Consider the following 22,156-nt stretch of genomic DNA (forward strand, 5'->3'; position numbering starts at 1 on the left):
CTCGGCGTTACGGCGGGCACTCCCGGGGTGCTTCAGGCCCTCGAAATATGTCTGCAGGAATCCGAATGCCCTGGCTCTGCGAGTCTTCAGCTCGTCGGACCGATCAGCATTCGACACCGTACCGTCTCGATGGTGTGCAATTTCATGCCGGACCATCGCGTAGGTTCGGTCGCCGATCGGATCGAGCAGGTAATTCTCCCGCTTCACCCTGGCGGGTACTTGCTCGGCTCTCGTGTTTCCGATGACACTCGCCTCGTTGACGAAGATCGTACGTACATCGGGAGCGAATGAGGGCCGCAAGGCCCTGCCGCCGACGGCCAGCGGCACAATGGCGATCACGTCGAAGCCGACATCGCGTCCGGGAGACATCGACGCCAACAATGCTTTTCGTTCGGCAAGCGACGAATCCACAGTGATTCCGTGCTTGTACAGCTCGAATATCTCGTCGTACTCGTCGATGATCGCGTTGCGGATCGACAGCGCGGAAGCAACCGGCACTTTCTCCAGGCCGACCACGTCGATGCCGTAGGTGTCGAAGATCTCGTGGGCGATGGCGCGGGTGATGCCACGTGCTGTCAGCGGGTCGTAGTCCGGCAGCCGGGTCTCGTACGCAGCGTCGGTCGTCTCATTGCCGGCCGCACCGCTTGGGTCGGTGTTACCCGACCATGGCGTGCCGTCGGGACGATGGTGGGCGGCTTGCGCGTCGGGTGTTCCGCTGTGTGTGGGTCTGGCGCCGATGTGCCGCGATCGACCGGTGGGTGGCTGCGATCGGGTGGGAGATGGTGTGGCGGTGTTGTCGTGAGCGCCGGTCGCCCGCGATGCGGTCGGCATTCCGGGCAGGATGCCGGTGCGAATGGCGATCGCCACGCTCTCCTGCCGGTTACGTGCGCCCAGCTTCTTCCGAATGCCGGCGAGAGCCACCTCCACCCTGCCGTAGGTGGTCTCGAGGTCCTTCGCGATATCGGTGTTCGTCCGGCCGTTCGCGACTCGGTCGAGCAGGTCGATCTCGGCGGAGGTGAGATCGGCAATGTCGCGGCTCATCGGGTGGATATCGGGGAGCATGCCGTTGCGCAGCGCGACCGCCACCATTGCCGCCCGGTTGTGCACCCGCAACTTGTTGCCGATTCGCGTCAGATACTCGTCCACCACGGTGGGCGACGGTCCGAGCGCCCGCGCGATGTCCTTGGTGGTCTCACCGTTCGCGACTCGGGTGAGTAGATCGATTTCGCGGGGGCTCAGGTACGAGACGGCGCTACCCTCGACGTCCGGAGGGGCGAGTTCGACGTGTCCGGCGCGCACGGCGGCCAGCACGATCGCGGGCCGGTTGGGTACATCCAACCGGCGGCGGAGATCGGTCACCTGCTCGTCCACTGCCGCCGCGGTGATGTCGAGGTCTTGCGCGATGTCGTGGCTGGTGTCGCCGTTCGCGATCCGGATCAGCAACTGGAGCTCGCGGCTCGTCGGCTCGATCATCGCGGTGGCAGGCGATCGGTCGCCGACCGGGACGGTACCGGCGAGCACTCCGGCGCTGAGCGCGAGATACACCAGTTCCGCTCCGTTGCGCGCGCCGAACCTGCGGTGTAGCTCGGTGCGGTAGATCCCGACGGTACCCGGCGAAAGCCCTAGTTCCACACCGATTTGGCGGGACGTCATACCCGCGGCGATCAGCTGGAGCACCATGAACTGGCGATTGGTCACCCCGCTGTCGGGAGGAGCGGTCGTGTCGATACCGCTGGGGTGTTTGCCCGCGGCCTCGAACTCGCGCCGGCCGGCCTCGAGTAGCCGGTCGAGCGCACCGCGCTGCACCACCGTGAGGTTGCCTCCGTGCTGCGCCGCGGCAAGGGCCTCGGCAGCGTGGCGACGTTGCATAGCACTCATTTCGAACCAGCCGGTCACCAGATTGCTCGCAATGCCGTGCAACCATTCGAGCGGGGCGGCATCCTGAACCCGCCACCGGTACTGGTCGGCGATATCGAACGCCAAGCGGTTGAGTCCCTGCGCTACGCGCACCAACGGCCGTAGCTCCGGTGTGACGGCGGTGGCCGGAACTCCGAGATCGGCGCGCACTTTCGCGAACACGGCGCGTCCGTACTTCCCGCGCAGTTGCTCGAATGCCGCTTCATCATTGTCTCTAGCACGGTGTAAGAGGCTGTCGACCTCTGATGTGTCTCTGCGGCCGCGCTGTTCGGCCGCAATGGACGTTTCCCGCGCGGTGCGCTTTTCGTTGGGCTCCGGGGGGCCGGCGACCCTCTTCTTGCGGGGTGGATTTCCGCGGTCTCGGTGGGTCAGGTCCTTGTTGATGTCTTCGAGAGTGCCGTCCTCGGTTCTGCGGAATTGGGCGATGTCGATCCGGCGGATTGTTTCGTAGGGGTGGGTAAATTTATCGGCGTCGATCCACCGTGGAATATGGAGTTTTCTCTCGCCGGATGATTTCGCTTCGGCGTGCTTGATGTTGGTGTCGTGAATGAACGCCTGGCCGGGGCCGGTATTGACGATCGTGAAGACATGCATGGTGTTGCCGCCGTCGTCGACCAGGACGTCCATCGTGTCGACCTCGGTCTGCTCGGCATTCTTGACCTGGTCGATGAGCGGTCCGAACACGCCGGGGGTGCGCGGGCCCTGCGGGTCCGCTGTTTCCCCGGCGGTATCGGTCGGGAGCTGGTATTCGACGAGTGTGCCGTTGGTGTACTTTTCGAGGGTTTTGTAGTTTCGTTTCCTGCCGCGGGGTGCGGTGGCGTCTTCCTTTCCCAGCCCGTGCAGGATTCGGGCGGTCCGGTCGAGGCAGTCGTCGCGCAACTCCTCCCACCACTGGCGGCGGACACCGTTTTCCAATGCGAGCGCGGCGGCGGTGGCCCCGGCGAACATACCGGCGGTGGCCAGGCCGGCACCGGTGCGGCCGAGGGCCGCTACAGCCGGGATCACCAGTGCGGAGCCGGCGATGGCACTGACCTGATTGACTGTGTTCGTGACCGACCATCCGCGCCCGAGGCCATCGCCGGTGAGATTACGCAGGTAGTAGGCAAAATCGATATTGTTGAGCATGACCGTGGCGCCGGTCGTCGCCGCGGCACCGGCGATAATCCACTGGTTGTCGGTGGCCGCGAGGGTGCCCGCCTGTATCATCCAACTACCGAAGGTAAGTCCCAGAGTCCGGTCTTTGATCCATTGCCGGAAGGATTTCCACGCTTTCAGCGCCGCGCCGACCAACGTCCCGATACCCGCGCTGGCCGCCACCATTCCGATGCTCTGCGGCGAATAGTTCGCCTCGTCCATCAACGCAGCCAGCTGCACCCCGATAGCGCTGCCGCCGACGCCCCAGGGAATGAGCAGGCCCTGGTAGTACCGCATGTATCGGTCGTTCCACATCGTGCGCGCCACCTCGCGCATCGAGGGTTTGTTTCCCTTCTCCGGGCTCGTATCGGGCAAGCCGCGCATCGACCACCAGTTCGCCAAACCCGTTGCCACGCTGGCCCACAACGGCGCGGCAACGGAGAGCTTGGACATGACCGGCCAGGTGAATCTGCCGACCATACCGCTGGAATGGCGGTCGATCATCATGAGGGTGTCGGCGGTTTTGCGGCCTTCCGGCGTGCTGATGAGCGAAGGACCGTAGACCTGGACACCGGCGTTGTATACCGCGCCGGTTGCCGCCATGGCGGTCCCCGCGCCGATCAGTGCTTCGACGGTGCCGGGCAGGCCGAGCCCGGCATACAAGGCGGCGCTGCCGGCGGCCACCGAGCCGAGCAGCCCCGCCCGCATCATCCATCGGCGGGCGTTCCGGTCCGCCAGCATGCCTCCCGGCAGTGTCGCCGCCAAGGCAGCGGAGCTCATCAGCGCATTGGCCAAGGCGGTCGTATCGACCGAACCGGTCATCTGCTGGACGGCGTTGATCAGATATGTCGCCGATCCGGCGCTTCCCGCGCCCGCGACACCCGACCAGATCGCGAATTTCGCGAGATTCTTCTGCTCCTCCGTCTGCGCCGCCTGCCGCTCGCGGATCCGCCGCAGCAGCGATCGACCGTCCGGGTTTCGTTCCGGTGCCCCGGTGATGTCGATTCCTTCGAAGGAAGGGGCGACTCGGTATCGGTCGGGCGTGGTCCGGGCCTCGAGAGTGCCGGTGCCGGTGGGTTCGAAGTAGGCGATGTAGGTGTGCTCGGGGTCGGTATAGGTGGCTTTCCAGTCGAGGTAGGGGCGCGGGTCACCGCCGGTGAGCTGGTCGTGGACGTAGGTGGTGGTGAGCCCGGTTCCCGGGTTGGTTCGGCGGGTGATGATATACGCGTGCGCGCGCTCGCCGCGGCCGACGACTGCGACGGCATAGGTGCCGACCGGTTTCGTGCGCAGGTCGTCGACGGCCTTCCACATCGGGTCATCGGACCGGTCACGAGTGGTGACCGGCTGATATTGCAGCCCGGAGCCGGTAGCGGTCTGGAAGTGGACGGCGCGGCGCCCGGTGACGGGCAGCACGGGCAGGCCGTTGCGCTGCAGGATGTCGACGACCCACGGCAAACATGTGCGGACCTCTGCCGGAAGGCTGGGGGCCGGCGACCCATCGGTGCGTTGACCCCTCTCCCCCCATGGTGATGGCGAAGCGGGTTCCGTGGCCTGTGGACGCGCAGTTGCCGCCGCGTCGGGCGATAGGGACGCTGGTGGAACCATGATGGTGAGCAGGGCATGCGCCCACGCAGCCAAGATGGCAGCATCCCTGGGCAGCGCCTGCAACGCCGCGGCATGGAACTGGTCCGGCGGCAATTCGTGGAATCTCGCGTATTGTCGTGCGGCGATCTTGTCCGCGACAATGCCGGTGATGGCGGTGGCGAGGAGCCGTCCGGTGCGGGCGTCGATTTCGGGGACGGCCTCGGTGAAGTATTCGGCCACCATCGCGTGGAATCGATCGCGCAGCCGGCCCGTCGCAGGCAGCTCCAAGTGCAGAACCCGCGTCTCGTCCCCGTGCAAACCCAGGACCATGAGGTAGTTACCCACCGCGGTCTCCAGCCGCGGGCCCAGCTCACCATCGACCATATCGAGCAGCGCGGCTTCACAGGCGGCCCGCAAACGTTCGATCGCTGCCGCGCAGGCCATCTCGAAACCGGTCTCCTTGTCGGAGAACAGCTCCCGATAGGCATCAGAAGACACCTCGGCACGCTGCCATACTGTGTCCAGCTGCATCCCGGTGTACCCGGAGCGGGCAGCGACGGCGATCAGCTCGGTCAGTATCCGCTCTCGTGCCTCCGGTTCCATCACCTGGGTCGAGCCGCCATCACGCGGTTGTGGCGCCGGCACGGCGTTGTCGGCGGGCTGCACCTCAGGCAACGCCGTGCCGATACGAAGGAGGTCGGTGAGATCGCGCCGCAGGCCAGGCACTGCGGCCGCGTCTGCGGTCCTGGCCCAGTCCGCCAGCAAACCGTATATCGCGGCGGCCAGGGCGCGGCGGACCGGAACCGACAGGGTGGACTCCCCGAGGACCTCTATCAGGGTGGTCGCGATCGAATGGGTGACGGTCATCGCGCGAGCACCGAGCTGGACAAGGCCGAGGCCGGATCGTTCGACCAGCAGAACCCGTGCGGTAGCCGGACGAGCGGCCAAGGCGTTCACATATGTATTCACCGCGGTAGTCATGCGGGCGGTGCGGTCGGGCGCCCGCAGTGCAGCGATTTCCTCGCTGACCAGCTGCCGCAGATCATCCAGCCCCCGCGTGTGTACGGCGGCAAACGCTTCATATGTGCGCGCGAAGTTCTCCTCGAAGTCGGCCCGGGTAACGCCCGCACGCCGGCAGATGTCATCGACGCTCGTTGCGGCGAATCCACGGTCGGCGACCGTGGCCACCAACGCACTCAGGATGCGGGCACGCGCACCGCTCTCCTCCACCGGCGTTGTCGACGGGAGGAACGACCACTCACCGGGGGCTGCCGTCGCGAGCCGGACGGGTAGCGGCCCACGGGAGGGTGCGAAGTCGATACCCGTGGGCTTGGTAACGGCACTGCGCACGCCAGGCTCGGTTTCCATCGCGTCGGCCACGGCCAGTATGCGCAGGTACTCTTCTTCCTCGCCGCGCGCCACCACACGCCCCTGCACGACCGATACCTGGGTCCGGGACGGCCGGATCTCCGGACGGGAGTGCGGCTCGGCGTTCAGTGTGGCGTGCACGAGCCTCTTGGCACTGTTCTCACGAGTAAGGGGCCGCATCAGCTCTTGCAACCGACGGGCCGCCGCCCACGCCCCCGGCACGTCGTCGATGACGCTCCCCAGTCTCGTCACCCAGGCATCGATCGGCACCGGCGCGCCCTGCGCCTGGGCGACGAGATTGAATTGTTCCGCCGCGTCGCGGTGCCCGGTCAGCTCGGCCAGGTACCGGCCCACCCCGCTGGTCGACGGCATCATGACCGGCACGCCCTGTTCGATCGCCTCGGTCACCACTCCACCGAAGCCCTCTGCGCGCGAGGGCATGACGACAACGGTCGCGGCCCGGATGTCCGCTCGGATCTCGGCACGGTCCGAGGTGTGCGGGTAGACGTCGACAGCATTCGGGTCACCGACGATGTTCGCCAGCTCCGTGCGGACCTCCGCGAGATCATTCTCGTAGCCGCGGACCACCAACCGCACGTCGCGGCCTTGTGCGCGCAGGTGCCGCACCACGTCGGCGATCTCGGCAGCACCTTTCAATTTGTCGGCCACACGGCCGAACAGCAGAACCCGCACCGGGCTGCCGGGTTCGGGTTCCGGCGGCTGCTCGGCGATATCCAGAACCGGTTGTAGTTCGTGGACCGAACCGTGTCTCGCCATCGCGGCCTGCGAGAGCGCTTCCGCCGCCAGCGCCGGGCCCAAGCCCGTCACCAGGTGTGCGCGCCGCGCCAGGTAGATACCGGCCGCAACCGCGGCACGACCGCGCGCCGGATTGTTCCGCAGGGTTTCCCACAGCATCGGCAGCAGATGATGAACAGCAACGAGTTTCGCTGTGGGATACCGTTTCTCGGCTTCCGCTGCGGATCTGACGCCATTGGCTTCGGCGTGCACGACCACCAGATCGACCGAGTCGGGCAAGGTCGTCACGTATTCGCCGTGCCGGTCCCACAGCCCGCCGTAACGCTGGTAGACCTGCACCCCTGGGAGCCGGAAATCGGGAAGAACCTCGTCGGGCGCAACAGTCACCTCGTGCCCGGCCGCCACCAATCCCTCACACAGCATCAGGTTCAATGTGGACATCCCGGTGCGGCCCTGGCCCCACAACCCGCAATACACCAGAATTCGCTGCCTGGTGAGATCCAGCTGAACCTGATGCAGGACCCGTCCATCCGGCAGCGGTTCGAAGGTGTTGAGATCGACGCGTCCGTCCATATCGGAGAGGCCGCGGCGCAGCTCATCGACGGTTGTTCCGGGGTTGGTGTCGGCGGGATCAGGGCGAGTGTATTCCCATCGGGCGAGCAGCCGATCTCGGCCGTCGGGGCCCTGGGACGAGGTGAGGACGAATAGGGGGTCCTGGCCGGTGACGGTCGTGGTCAGTTCGGCCAGACGCGCGGCCGCGGCGACAATGTTCTGAGGGGTCGGCTTCGAATCCTTCTCGGGCAGTCCGGCCGCGACCGCAGCGGCCAGGGCGGCGGGATTCGAAACGTCGGCGCCGGAAATGACCAGTTGCCAGCGGAAGCCGCCATATTCCTCGCGCATCTCCGATGCGTGCAACCGAGCATCGTGCTCGGCATCCAGCAGGCCGTAGGCGAGGTCGGCCTGCAATCGCCCGGCAATCTCCAGCGCCTTCGCCGCGTGGTCGCGACGCATGTCCCGGTTGTCCGTCGACCGGCCCTCCGGCGCTCGGTCTCCGGTGTGGGGGTAGGCGACCGCGGCGCGCTCGCGCAGGTGATCGATGAGCGCCCGGCGATCGGAGATACCGTCCGCGTCGAACCGTTCGGATTGCAACCAGCGCAGCACCGCGTCCGGCTCCGACAACGCCTGCATGCCGTGCGGTACTGCGGGCTCCTGCGCCGGCCTGCTGCCGATACTGTCGTTCCCGGCCCCGGTCGGATCTTCCGCATTACCCGCTGCCGCATCAGCGGAAGGAAGATTCGCCGCCGAGTCGGAGGTGTTTTCGGGCGGAGGAGGGTTGGTGACGAAGTAGTGGATCACCCATTGCGGGCTGCCGACGACAGGACCATTGATCTCGACATCGGCGAATCCGACCGCGACCGCCTCGGCCGGGTCGAGTGTGTTCTTCGTCTGGTCGGTGAAGGCCGCCGTAGGTAGACGGCGTAGCCATTTCTCGAGCGGCTCGGTGATCAGACCGGCGATGAACAGTGTGGCCCAGGCTTGCCGCAGCGTGCTGTCGACCTCCTGGTTGAGCCGCTGGTCGGTGGCATCGTCGATCGCGTGTGCGAATTCATGGATCACATCGTCGCGATAGGGCTGTCCGCTGCTGGGATGGAAGCCGGTCCGGCTGTCTGTTGCATCGTCCTTCAGCGCCAGAGCCCGGTCGGCCACCCGGGACAGGTTCAGCCGCATCCATCGGTCGCGGGTTTTGCCCTCTCGACCAGTCATCTCCGCGTGGGTCAGGTCGGAGTCCAGGAATTCGATGGCCAGGCCGCGAATATCGGTCATGTGTTTGGCCGAACCGGGCGCGTACCGGTACCGGGAGAGCAGGTCGGCCAGCGTCTCGACAATTTCGCGAACCGCGTCGACGGGCACCCCGGGGTGGTCGAAACCGCTGATGGTGAAGTAGGGATGGTCGAGATTGAACTCCTCGACCAACCGTGCCTTGGCCTGCGCGTCGGCGCTCAGTCCGCTGACGTGCGCCACCTCGTCCGGTGTGTGTGCCGCGTGCTGCTCGGCACGAGTCAGCTCGGTCAGCACTCGCTGGTGAATGTCGGACAACATGTCCTGCTGCGCGCTGAAGAAGATCTCTATCCGTGACTCCAGATGGGCCACCCGCTCCCGCATCGCGGTGATCGCCGACCGCGGGATCGCATGGTCCTGCCACCGCGCGCGGTCGTCGACAATCCGGGTGAACTTGGCGGCGAACGGGCTCGGCGCAGCATCCTCGGAGTCGATTGCCGCGCGACCGCCGACCACCTCGTGATCGGCACCGATACTCCAGTGGAGCGTGCCGCGCCGGGTCCCGGTGACCGCGTCCAACAGTCCGAGCAGCTCGCCCGACTCCGAATCCAGATACCCACGATCGACGAGGCCGAGCGCCACGCGCATCTCATCCGCCGGGTCTTCGTCGATCAACCCGAGATCGTATGCGCGCGACATCTGCTGCGGCAGAACAGTATCGGCCGTGCGCGCGGGAACGATTTCGCGATACAGCACCGCGCTGTCGCCGGGGTCCGCGTACGTGCCGGCGACCGGCGCGCCCATGGCGCCGCCGATCTCCGATATCAGCCACTGTTTCGCCGCCTCGGCGGCATCGTCGTAGGTCTCCCGGATGCACTGGTAACCGTTGCCGAAGCTCACGCGCTCGACCGTGACCCCACGAGCCCCCGGCATTGGTTCGCTGCGCACCACACCGGCATCCAGCCCCTGGATAACACGCGGCAGGAACGAGTTCGGATGGTGTGGTTTGCTCCCGATGGCGTCCTGCGGCCCGCCCGCTACGTCGATTCCTCTGGCCTGCGTCTCCGCCACTGCGGCCGGTTTTCCACCGGTGCGCGCGTCGTCGCCGAATGCGTCGTTCGTCGGTCCGGCGCCGATGCGGCGCGGCCGACCGGTCCGATGTGGCCACGGGGTGGGCGCCGGCGTCGCGTTGTCGTCGCGATCGCCGGGCGTCCGGTCCGGTCGCGCACCGATCGCATCGGTGGGCCCCTCGATCAAAACGGCGGTGAGATTGTCGCTGGTCTGCTTCGCGGTGATCGCGCCCTGGATGTAGGCCTGGGCGGCGCCGAGCAGCGTCCCGGACCGGGTGAAATCCGCGGCGACCTTTTCGGCGATCGATTCGGCGGTGCTGCGGGGATTCGACGGGCTACCGGCGAGATGTTTGATCGGTCCGTCGGTGAACAGGCCCACGATTCCGGGACCGGTGGGTTCGAACACCTGTGGCTGCGGTGGTTGCCACTCCCGCTGCCACCCCTTACCGAGACCGGCGAGTGGTTTGTCCGCTTCGGGCCGGCCCATGGCCTCGCGTTCGGTGATGTCGAACATCTCCATGTACTGCTGGACGTAAGTGTCGGGTTCCGTGAGTTCCCGGGAAGCGCTGTCGTCCAGACTGATCCACATCACCCGGACGTCGCCACGCGAGTCGGTGATGACCTGGGTCGGGGTAACCAGGGTTACCCCGACGGCTGCTTTGGGGGAGTCCAGGTCACTGATCCCGGCGAATTCTTCGGTGTTGATCAGATCCAGCACTGCCTGCTGGGCGGCCTCCAGGGCCTCGCTGACCACTGCGACCGGATCCCATCCGGCGCCCGCCTCGGCCGCCGCCGCTCGCCGCGCCAGCACCTCGGCCGCCGCTGCCGATCCCGCCTGTGCCGCGAGCTCCCCGCCTGTCGAATGGGAGACACCATCGGTCACGACCGCGAGCGTCATCCGTTCACCCGCGACGGTCGCGGTCGCGAGGGCGAAGGCATCCTGATTACGCCGGTGACGTTCGTGTTCCGATCTGCCGCCGATATCGGTGGCACCGGCGGCATGCCCCAGATCCAGCTCTTGTCGGGCACGACCATCGGTGCGCTGGGTCGTCGCGGCCGGAACGGCGGTGGGCATTTCGTTTCCACGCACCGCGGCCAGTGCGACCTCGCTGAAATTCCGCCCGGCCTCGTCGAATTCGAACCATGTCGTTGTCGTGCCGTCCGGCCGGCGATCGATGCCGAAGCGGTGAGCCATGTAGCGGAGTCGTTCCTCGACAACGCTTTCGGAATATTCAGTGAAGCCGGTCGGCGTCACCGGGCCGACGTCGGATACCTCGAAGCGAAGTGTCCGGGCCCCGCTGGTTCCCGACTTCGTCGCCGAAGCCATCCCGCCGCGCCGCGCATGCGTGTACATCGACACCAAGTTCGAACCGAGAGTTTCGGTGGAACGCGCTTGGTCCGGGTTGGCCCAATCGGCGACGAACCGGCGGATATCCGCGTGGGCGGAGGCGACGGCATGCTCCCTGCCGGTCGAGTCCTGATCAGCGGCCGTGGTCAGCTGTAGTTGGTTGATGCCGACCGGAGCGGCGCGGTCGGTGGGCGAGTGCGGCGCGCCGGGTTCCCGGTACCCCAGTTTTGTGGGCGGAGCGGAAGGGCGAGGGTCTTTCTGCGCCGCGTAGGTTTCCGGCGAGCCGAGGTGAAGAAGCACATCGGATTCCCACGAGCCGAATCCTCGGCCCGCGTCATAAACCTCCGCCAGTTCGGTGACGAAGGTTTCGTCCCCGAGGCCGAGGCGCCGTGCCACATCGTCGACGACCTCCCGCACATCTGGTCGGCCACCCCACATCGCCACGGTTCTGGTGGCGAATCCGGCGTCGGTCAGTCGCTCCGCCAGTGAAATGCCATAGGCACCGGTGACTTGCGACCACATCCGCTGTTGCCTGGTGAGGTGATCCAGGCCGACCAGGATCGCCATCTTCGCGCCCGGTACCCGCATGGTATCGGTGATGACCTGCGCCATCAGCGATTCGCGTACATCACGCAAGGGCGACCCGCTCCGTGAGGAGGGTCGTTCCACATCGAACGGAACGATGGTGATCCCGGCGGCGGCCATGGCCTTGACTGCGTCGGCCCACCTGCTGCCGAAGCCCGGACCGCATGGGATCCCGGTCAGGTCGACCTGCTCTCCCGCGTTCAGGGCGTCGAAGACCGGATTCGGAGGTGCTTCGATGCCGTAGTGGGTGACGCCGGCGGCCCGCAACGCGGCCGCCTGTTGCTCGAGGAATTCCGGTCCTGCCGGGTTGGTGTGGGTCTCGCCGAACAGCACGATCTGTGCGTCGGCGACCAATTGGGCCATATTCGCCGGCTGCCGGGCGAGCATGGTGTGTGCCAGCAATTGGATGTACGGAGGATCCTCGGCGAACTGGTCGGCGAGCATCGACTCTGCCGGGGCAGCGACGGACGACGCGTGCGTATCCGTGGCGGTGCCGAGGTGTTCCGAGTCGACCGGCCCGCGAGGATCGGTAGCGATCATGAGTCGGTCGAGCTCACCGACAGCGGCCAGGGCGGCTCGATGGCGTTGTTCGACGGCTGCGGCCCGCTGTTCCAGCTCGGTCGATCGGTCCGCGCTACCGGTCGCCTCCCGCATCAGCCAGGATTGCAGGGGTGACGGATCGAGGGCGCGTGGGTCCGGGTCGTGGGGGATGGTGTCGATCAGCGATCGGTATTGCTGGGAGCGGTCCTGCGGTGACGTGTGCTCCAGCACGGTGATCAGCGCATCGAGCCAATCGATCTGTTTTGCCAGCGATTCGTACTGCCGAGCCGATCGCGCGAGTTCGTGTTCGTCGGTGTCGTCGACCTCGTCCATATACTGGCCGGCGTCCCGCATGTGCTCGAACAATGCGGCGTACACCAGGTGCACCTGGTAGACGGCCGGCCCGCCGAGACCGGCGAGCATTCGGACGGCCTCGTCGTGGCGGGCGTTGCCGCGGGCCGCTGCCTCCACGGTGGCCGCGACCGATCTGACGGCGGAAAGTGCGGATTGCCAGCGAGTTTCGTCCTCGGCGTCGGCGCGAGTGCGCGCCATCGCGGCGGCGGCGTCCGCCATTTCCTCGACCGCGTGCTCGAACTCGGCCAACTGCCGGGTCCGCTCGGTCGCCGGCGTATTCGCCTGCTCGGCCGCCCGCAGTTCCGCGAGGCGTGCTCGAATATTGGCGACCGGAATCGCGGCGGCCGCAGGATTGTTGCTCGGCGGCGGTCGACGTGCCGCGTCGTCCGACGGCCTGCTGCCGATGCGGTCGTCACCGCTGTCCGCCGGGTTCACCCGTTCCCGGCTCGTTGCGCCGAGATCCCGGCCGCTCGGTCGTCCGCGGACCGGCGCATCGGTGCCGTCGAGTGCGGCACCGGGCTCGTGTGGAAGGGGAGCGAGAACACCCGCGGCGCGTTCGAAGTGGGCGAAGAACGCGCGGTCCACCCGGGGAAACGACTGTCGGAAGAATTGCTGCCAGGTCTCGCGGTCGCGGATTCGGGCAATGAATTTGCCGCCCAGGCCGGGGACGGCTACACGGGGGACATCGGTGTCGTGGACGAGGATGGCGTCGTTCAGCTGGGTGACATAGAAGGCGTGGGCAATTCCGTCCCGCTCGACGACGAAGACGGAACTGTGCCGTGGATTGTCGGGCTCGAGCAGGCTGTCGATTTCACGGTCCAGGAGCTCGGCAAGCGACCTATCGGCATCGACGATTTCGGCGAGACCGGTGGTGAGGCCGGTGACGAGGTCGTCCCAGCTCTCCGAGTCCTGATGCGGGATGAGCGCATCGTCGAGTCCATCGGCCCACGCCGCCCGGATGGTCGAGCCGGCGCATGCGACGACGTGATCGGGTGCGGCACCGGCCGGCTCCTGCGTGGCGGCGCGCAGGAATCGGCCCGTAGTGGTGTAGCGGGCGGCGGCGGGCTTGCGCGTCGTGCTGCCGCTGTGTGTGAGGGCGACATCACCGGCAGGAGGTGTCGCGTGGTATTCGACCGAATGCTCGATGGTGTTCTTGCCGTTGGCGAAGATGATGCGGCGGACCGCGACCGTGCTCTCGGAGATCACGAGCTGCGTGCCGCGGCCGCCTTCTCGGTCCATATCCTGTTCGTCGTCTGTCCATTTCGGCAGTTTCGCGGCGACGCCCGGGGCGAGGTCATTGGTGACCGCGAGGTGCACCTGATAGTCGTCACCGGTACCCCGAATCGCCAGATCGAGGACTTCCTCCGGGGCCAGGCCCTCCGACGAGGCATTGCTGTACAGGTGCTTCTTCGCGTTGGTGACCAGTTCGCTCACCGCTCGCATGATGCTGTCGACCAGGTCGCCGGAGACGTCCGCCTCGTATTCCAGTATCCGTGCCTCGACGGCATTGCGAATCCGGCGAACCTCCCGCTGGTACGGCGGTATCTCCTCGGGCTCGGTTTCGCCGAACATCTCCATCAAACGGTCGAGATCGATTTCCTCCGAGGACCTGTCGTCCGCCGGCTCGACGGCCCGCTCCACCGGGCCCGGAGTGCGCCCCAGCCGCCACTCGACCCGCACATAGCTGTGATCCCCCGTGATGTCGACGAGATCAACGTGCACCGCTTCGGCATCGAACTCGGCCCGGAGAGATATCCGCCCGTGCCCCCACCGAATCGACGCACCGACAGCCGCGGCGATCTCCCGCACGTACGCCGGATCCGACCAACCCTTCAGCAACTCGGCGATCTGTCGTTCCACCAGGTCGGCCTGTGCCTCGCTACCGGCGGTGAGGTCGTCGAACCGCAGGCCCGGATCGTCCGTGAGCGCTGAAGCAGAGAAGTGGCGCTCGGCCGCATCCAGGTCGATCGGGCTGATCCCCAGCTCCCGGCCGAGCAGCCGGAAAGCGCGTCGGCTCGGTGTGCGTTCTCCGCGCTCGATCTGGCCGACATACCTCTCGGTCAGGCCCGTATCGTCTGCCACATCGGACCGTTGCAGGCGATAGTGATACCTCAGTGCCCTGAACCACAGTCCCTGCTCCCCGGAAGTGTAGGCAGCCCGGTCGAGATCGAACCTCTCCCCCGGGTAGAAACGTCCGGCAGCCCGACCTGTCACGTCGGTCCCGACACTCAGTGCGTCGCACAGCGAAAGGAAGACCACTACTCCGGCAGCTCGTTCACCTGCTTCGATGGAGCGCAGGTGGATGGTGCTGATCCCCGCGGCCGCCGCCACCTCCGTGAGTGATCCGCCACGGTCGTAGCGGACTGCTCGGAGCCAGAGGCCGTGCTCGTCCGGAGCGTACGCCACCGGGTCGAGGCCGACCCGCACACCCGGGAAGAACCGGTCGGCGGCCGTATCGATGGCTTCGCGCTCGAGGCCCAACGCCTTACCCAACGACAAGAAATCGACTACCCCGAGGTCGCGCTCCGCCCGTTCGACCGATCGGAGGTCTTCGGTGCCGATCCCCGCGGCCTGTGCCAGCTCTTCGCCTGATATGCCATGGTCGTTGCGGTGCGCTCGGAGCCAGAGCCCGCGTTCCGCTGGGGTGTACGCAGCGGGGGCGAGATCGTCGGTCGCTCCGGGGAAGAACCGGTCGGCGGCCGTATCGATGGTTTCGCGTCCGAGGTTCAACGCCTGACACAGTGACAGGAAAACAGCGGCCCCCGGAACTATCCCGGCCTTACCGATCGAATTCAGATATCTCGCGCTGATCCCGCTGGTCTCCGCCAACTCCTCCCACGACATGTCCCGATCGTGAAGTACCGCCGAGAGCCAACGCCCCGGCGCGTCAGGGGAGTATGCCTCCGGGGTCAGATCGAAGTCGGCATCAGGATAGAAGTTGCTCGCAGCATCGACGAATTCGGATATGGGCACGCCCAGCGCGCGGCCGATCTTCACGAACAGCCCGGGCCGCGGCCGCGTGTTTCCCCGCTCGATCCGGCTCATGGTGCTGCGATCGACACCCACCGCTCTGGCCAGGTCGGCCGCGGTCATAGTCGTCCCGTCTCGCCGGCCTTTGTCGTCACGCCGCGCAGTGATCCACGCGCCCCGCGCACGGTTCAACGCATTCGCGCCGTCCGGCGACGACGGATCGGCTGCGCTGTGCGACGGCCTACTACCGATGCTGTCCGGCGCGGCACCGGTTCGGCCCGGCGCAGATCCCGGGATCGGGCCCCATTCCTCGGCCAGGACGAACCCGTACACATGTACCAAGCCGTCCTCATCGGCAAATGCGCGGGTGACGACATATCGAGTCCCGTGCATGAGCAAAATTTCCGGAGTGCGGGTGACGGATTCGGTGCCGAGCATGGGAGTGCCGGCGGGTACCCGCAGATGGACGACATCGGAATCCTGTAGGCGGGCCGATGGTGTGCTGCCCATCTCGCCGCACAGGTAGCCTGGGGCGTCACACAGTTGACCACGCATGGATGCCGGATCCGCGTTGTCGGCCGAGTCCAGTACGGTCTCGGCGACGACCCAGGAATCGATGGTTGTCCGGTTGCTCAGGATGGCGGCATCGAGATGTGGCACATGCGGCCGGGCCGGATCGTCGGCCGCCTTCTCTTCGTAGGATGTCGCCACATACCGGCTGACCGCCGAATATCCGAACAACGAGGTGCTGTTGGCGTCCCGCTTCGCCCACTCGATCGACTCGGCATGCTCGGCCGCGATGGTGCCGAGGTGGGCCCGCGCGTACTCCGCCCCGGCTGCGTGGTTGTCGAACTCGAGTGTGCCTTCGGATAGTTCGGACTTGGCGACGGCATGTTTTTCCGCGTCGAGGAGCGCGTCGAATTCCTCGGCAGTTCCGTGCCAGGGGCGATAGAAAGGTGTTGTGTCGGCCGGGCCGTCGTCGTAGGTCCGAACTCCCGCGACACGAAGGCTTTCGTCAGCGGAAACGACCAGTGCGTCGAGCTCTCGGTAGTTCTCGATCAGCTCGACGATGCGCTGCTTGTCCGCTACCGGTCCCACACCAGCCCGCAACTCTTCGGACAGCTTCGTGTACAGCAGTTCCACCGGCCGTCTGCCGAACGGTTCGACGGACGCACCCGCAAACCGGCGCAGTTGCGCTCGCAGGTCGTCCCGGTGCGTACGCAAGCGGTTCAGCCGGTCGCGGTCCTGGATCAGTTGGAGGACCGTCGGTAGAGGATCGCCGGCTGTGTTCGGGTGATCACGGGTGGGGCCGGGGTCGTCTGTGATGTGGTCAGGACCGTCGTGGGGGCGGCTGCCGACCGGCCTGAGTTCGTCACGGCGCGGATTGTTCGATATATCCCCGGCGGGTCCCGATCGAACGAGCATCGCTTCGTCCAGGCCCGGTTGTCCGACGGGTATCGCGTTGATTTGGTCCTGAATGGACGGAACGTCGACTCTCCGGGATGGTGGCAGCGTCTCGGCGTCGGGTGCCTCCGCGGGCGATCCGGAGACGAGGTTGCCGTCCCGGTCGAACTCGATGGTCTCGAACCGCCGCTCGCCGGCGGGCATCCGGTTGATGAATACTTCCTGTTCGCGGCGCCAATCGTCGAATCCGACGGCCTTGTTCAGCAGGGTGCGGCGGTTGCGCAGATCGCGCGGGCCGTAGTCGTTTTCGGTGCTGCCGTCGCGTGACGCGGCCAGGTCGACGACGACCAGGTTCGGTTCGTCGACCGAGGTGCTGTCGTTGACCAGCAGCACCATATGGTCGTCGGCCTCGGTGCTGGTGCCGTTGGCTCGGGTGTCTTTCCATTTGTAGACCAGGACGGTGATTCCGCCGGGTCGTGACTTCAGCGATTCGACCACTTCGTCCAGCGATCCGGTCTCTTCGAGCCCGGCGCCGAATATCTCGCCCACCTTTTCGCGACCGTATCCCTCGAGGCTGGTCGGCGGCAGCCGGAAGCGGCCGGCGTTGTCGGCGCACAATACTCGCATTCCGGTTACGGCATTGTTGACACAACTGTTGGGGCTACGGCGATGGAACTGCACAACCAAATCGAACAGGGCCGAAAGTGCCAAATAGCGTGACGCGGCGGCAACGATATCGTCGGCTGTCCCGTGGTGTGCGTCGCTGTTCTGCGTGTCAGAGTGTTGAGCAGTGGCATCCTTGGATGTCGCATCCTGGAGGCCGTCACCCGCTGGCTCGGAATGCGCGGTAGCCGCGGCAGGATCGGCGCGTGCAGCCGATTCTGCGGTGTTCGCTGCGGGTAGGCGATCGCCTACCGCTTCACCGAGGATGTCGCGGGCGATGCCGGGGTTGATGCCGGCGGCGGGATAACCCAGCGCTGCCGCGAGTGCGTCCCTCGCCTCGGTGACTGCGGGATCGAGCGTGCGCATCCCTTCGGCGCCGTCGATATCCGAGAGCGGTATACCGAGTTGTTCGGCGAGCCGGCCCCGTAACTGGCCTATATGGATCCATGCGTCTTCGTTGCCGAGTCTTACCCGGTCCCGCGCCGCCGCGGGGGCGGTCTCGTCGACATGTTGCCCTAGTGCCTCGGCCGCTGCCGGTGTGATACCCGTGCGCTGCAGCAGTTCGCGGATCGGGTCGAGGGAACCGCTGCGTTCGAGTGCGGTGATCTGGTTCGCGACCTCGGGAGCCGGGATGCCCAGCAGCCCGGCCAGGCGCGCGGTCCGGTCCGCCGCCGTATCCGGCCCTTCGAAGTCGATGTCGCTGCCACCGCGGTACTGCCCGGTGTCGGCCTCGGCGAGGGTGAGGGCGGGCATGATGGTCGAGAGGGCGTGGTGCCGGACGAACTCCGCGGTGGAGTGCCGCAGCGCTCGCTGTTGTAGTTCGGGTACCAGTTCGCGGACGGATTGGCGTGCCTCGACCATCGCGTCGTGGGTTCGGGGGGTGGGATCGGCGGCGTGCGCGGCCACGGCCTGTTCGTAGTGGACCACCGTCTCACGTACTCCGCGCAGGTGCATGGCATTGCGGATCAGTGCGTCCTCGGGCGACATCACCACCTGCGCGCTGCCGAGCTGACCGTTACGCGCCGTGCGGTTCTTGGCCTGCTCGTGGATGTAGGACTGCTCCGGCGCCTCGGTCATCCAGACATGCATGCCGCCCATGGCCTTCACCGCATCCGACACCGAGATATCGACACCGCGCTGGCCCTGCCGGTTGATCACCAGGATCTTGCCCTGCTCACCGGCCTCGTCGAAAACCCTCTGCAACTGGGATTCCCAGTCCGCGCCCCAGCCGACGATCCGCTTGGCGTCGACCGCTTCGATCGCCTCGCGCGGTACCCCCGCGCGCACCAGTGCCTCCACCTGCCGCTCGACCAGATCGTTGCGGTGACACAGGATCTCCTGGAACCGTCCCGCACCCCCATCGCGTATCTCGTTCGCATACTCGGCGATCGTGCGCAGCTTGGCATGGGTGTTTTCGGCCACATCGTGCTGGCCTTCCACCAACCGGTGCGTCTGTGACCGTCCGACCTCGTGCGCCGGTTCCAGACCGTAGATTTTCTGCAGTACCGGGTTCAGGTCGGTGAGCGTGCCGGACGCACCGGTTACTTCATCGAAGAAGGAACCCTCTCCGACACGGTAGATTTCGACCGAATCGATGCGTTTGGCGGATTCCGCATCCGCGCGCACCACGATCTGATGGTCCTCGGCCTTCTCCCCTCGGGCTTCGGCCGCGCGGATCTCCTTCGCCTCGATGGCCTGCGCGAGGCTCGCTTTACCCGGCTCCGCGCTCCACCGGGATTCGCTCGAGGTCTTCGGGTTCCGTTGCAGCCCGTGCTCGGCCTGATCGATGATGACGATCTTGCCCGCGTCCATTTCGTAGTGGACACCTTCACGGACGAGAAATTCGGCGTGGGCGGCGGTCTCGAGCCGGGAGGCGCCCATTCCCTCCAGCCAGTTCCGGCCGTTCGGCAGCGCCTCGACCTTTGCCCGCCCCCCGGCAGTGAGCTCGGGTTGACCGTCGTACCAGTACATGATCTCCGGTGTGCCGTCGGCCTGCACGCCGATTTCCTCGGCGATTCGCCGGAGACCGAAATCTTCATGCGACAGCGACCCGTCCGCCAGCGCCTCGGTGAGGAATTTGTGCGCGTCGAACACTTGCCGGGCCGTTTCCTCCGGCGCCTTCTGCTCGGGACCTTCGGACAGCAGGAACTGCCGCTCGCCACGGTCGATGATGCCGTCCATCTCGTCGATGAGCACATGCCGCGGCGGCTCGATACCGGCATTGCACAAATGGCCGACGGTTTCGCCGGTCGCGACCACGATCATCGGCCGGCCTTCCTTGAACGGCCCGAATTTGTTCTCCTGATCGGCGCGGAACACGTCGATCCCGAAGTCGGTCATCAACTTCTGATGCGTGGAGTCGGCCAACAACTTCTCGTAGGTGACGACTTCGCGATTGGCCAGCCCATCGGTCGTTGTCACGAGCAGAACCGAGCCATGGTGCACCGCACGTTGTATTGCGGTGGCCATGAATACCAGCGATTTGCCCTCGCCGGGTTTCATCTCCACCGGGCGCGTTTTCATCGCGTAGACGGCTTCCGCCTGCTCGACCCGCAGCACCATGCCGCCCGGCACCGCGTCACTGACCGTGCCGCGCCGGATGAGCTCCACTGTCGCCAGCATCGACTGGTGCTCATCGCCGCCGTGTAGTCCGGCCTTCAGCACGTCGTCCGGGAGGTTGGTCAGACGCTGGCTTTCCGGTACATCCTCGGCGGAGGCCTGGTGGAAGTCGATCAGCAGATCGACCGCCCGGTCGCGGTCACTGCGTGGCAGACCGGCGGCTTCGGCGAGACTGTCATGATCGGTGGCCAGAACACCCTGTTCGTCGTGCACTGAAGCCGAACGTTCGCCCACAGCAGGGGTGTCGGTGCCGTCCGTCTCGGTCCGGTCCGAGCTCTCAGGTCTTTCCCGGCCGGACTGCTCGGCGGTCGCCTCCCGCTGCGCGGTCGCATGCTCGTCGCCACCCGGCGATCGGTGTTCGGCGCGGGCGTCCGGCGATCCCGCATCGCCCTCGGCGACCGGCTGCGGCCGCGCCGATGCCTCGTTGCCGGCACCGTCCGCGACCGCGGCGTGTGCTGCGGCCGGAGCATCGGCCTTTTCGGGAACCCCGCCGACCGGACGCGCGTCCGTCGGGATCTTCGGCGGCGGCGAGGTTTCCCCTGCCGCCACGACCGATCGCGGCGCGGGAGCCCGGTCGGCATCGCTCTGCTTGTCCGCCGGTGGCCGCTCGATCGTTGTGGTCGCTTCCGAACGCGGCCGAGCCGCGGCGGTGTCGGACGAGGCAGCGGCCTGCGACCCCGACGCTCGACCGCCTGCCACCTCCGGCGCTCGACCGCCTGCCACCTCCGACGCTCGACCGGCGGCTCCCTCCGGCGCTCGACCGGCGGCTCCCTCTGGTGCTCGACCACCGGTCGCGGTGGGTGTTCCACCATCTGCCCCGTCGGCCGAAGCCGATTGCCCACTCCGTGATTGTGACTGCGCGGCCGCTGCCTTCCCCGCGGCCTCGGCAGGCGGCCCGCCGTACTCACCTGCGGCATTCGCGGTCTCCGCAGCCGGTTTCCATGTCTGCCTCGCGGCCTCCCACGCTCGTTTCGATTCCGTCGATATCTCGATCGGTTGCCGAGGCGGCGCGTTTTCCACGTCGTGCCCTGCCGAGATCGCATCGGGCGGCGTGAACGGTGCGCCGCCGTCGACCGCCGCCGGACGGCCGCTCTGGGCATATACGCCCCCGGAGAAAGCACCGTTGAGCAGTGGCCCCAGCACCTCCGTGTAATGCTGCGGCCAACCAGCAACCAAGGCGGCCGCACCGAGGCCCGAGATCGCCCCCGCCGTACCATGCACCAAGCCCATGGCCAGACGACTGGTGGCGATCTGGGGGAACACCATCGGAGCGAACCGGCCCGCGAGCATGCCGCCCAGCGCTCCGCCCCCGGCAGACACGGCAGCGACCTCGATCGATTTGATATCGATGCCCGTGGGGTTGGAACCGTCCTCCCCGATGATCTCGAGTTCTCTGTCCCCGGTGGCGACCTGCAGCGCCTGTACACCCACCTCGACACCGACGGGCAGCGCGACCGCCGTACCCATCCACTTGGCGAACTGCGCCGGCCCCATACCGCTCAGCTGGGCTGCCGCCTTGGCCCCACCCGCCTGAATGGCCCGCTGTAGGTTCGCGCGCATCACGGCGACCTCGGCGCGTCCCTGGACCAGCGTGGATTCGACCGCCGGCGTGGCCGCAACCTGACCGCCCGGCCCCGCCGCCGTGGCGGCCGTGATCAGACCGTAGACCTTCCACGCCAGGTGGATGCCGAACGTGAACATCACGCACAGCCATTTCTCCGCGTCGTTGGCCGCCGCCTGTCCCTGATCGGCCAGGGCGTTCACATCCTTGCCGAGCTGAGCCGCACCCTGTCGATAGGAACTCAACGCCTCACGCAACTGTTCGGCTGTCTCGCCTACCGAATCCTCCTGCGTCAGAAGGCTGTCGATATCGGCCGCATGGCCCTCGAGCTCCTGACTGCGGGCACGCAGTTCGGCCACCATACGGCGCATCCCGGAAATGTCGGCGCCGGGAAGCTCCCCGCCGAACACCACCATCTCGATCGGAGTCCGCAGGAACCCGGGCAGGCATTCGAAGGCATTGCGCAGCTGCACGACCGGGCTGAACAGCGAACCGTCCATCGCC

At 66.7% G+C, this 22,156-nt stretch carries 1 protein-coding gene (cut by a window edge); it reads right to left on the minus strand.

Annotation, left to right across the window (positions count from 1 at the left end; genetic code table 11):
• A protein-coding gene (locus tag IG75_RS36515; RefSeq protein ID WP_036515011.1) for a LuxR C-terminal-related transcriptional regulator crosses the window boundary here: on the minus strand, positions 1-22,152 show its 5' portion. Its footprint begins 15,606 nt before the window's first position; only the first 22,152 of its 37,758 coding nucleotides appear in the window; the start codon lies at positions 22,150-22,152; its stop codon lies off the left edge, out of view.
• Positions 22,153-22,156: the final 4 nt, after the last annotated feature.

It is taken from the genome of Nocardia rhamnosiphila NBRC 108938 (assembly GCF_000720425.1).
Classification (GTDB): domain Bacteria; phylum Actinomycetota; class Actinomycetes; order Mycobacteriales; family Mycobacteriaceae; genus Nocardia; species Nocardia rhamnosiphila.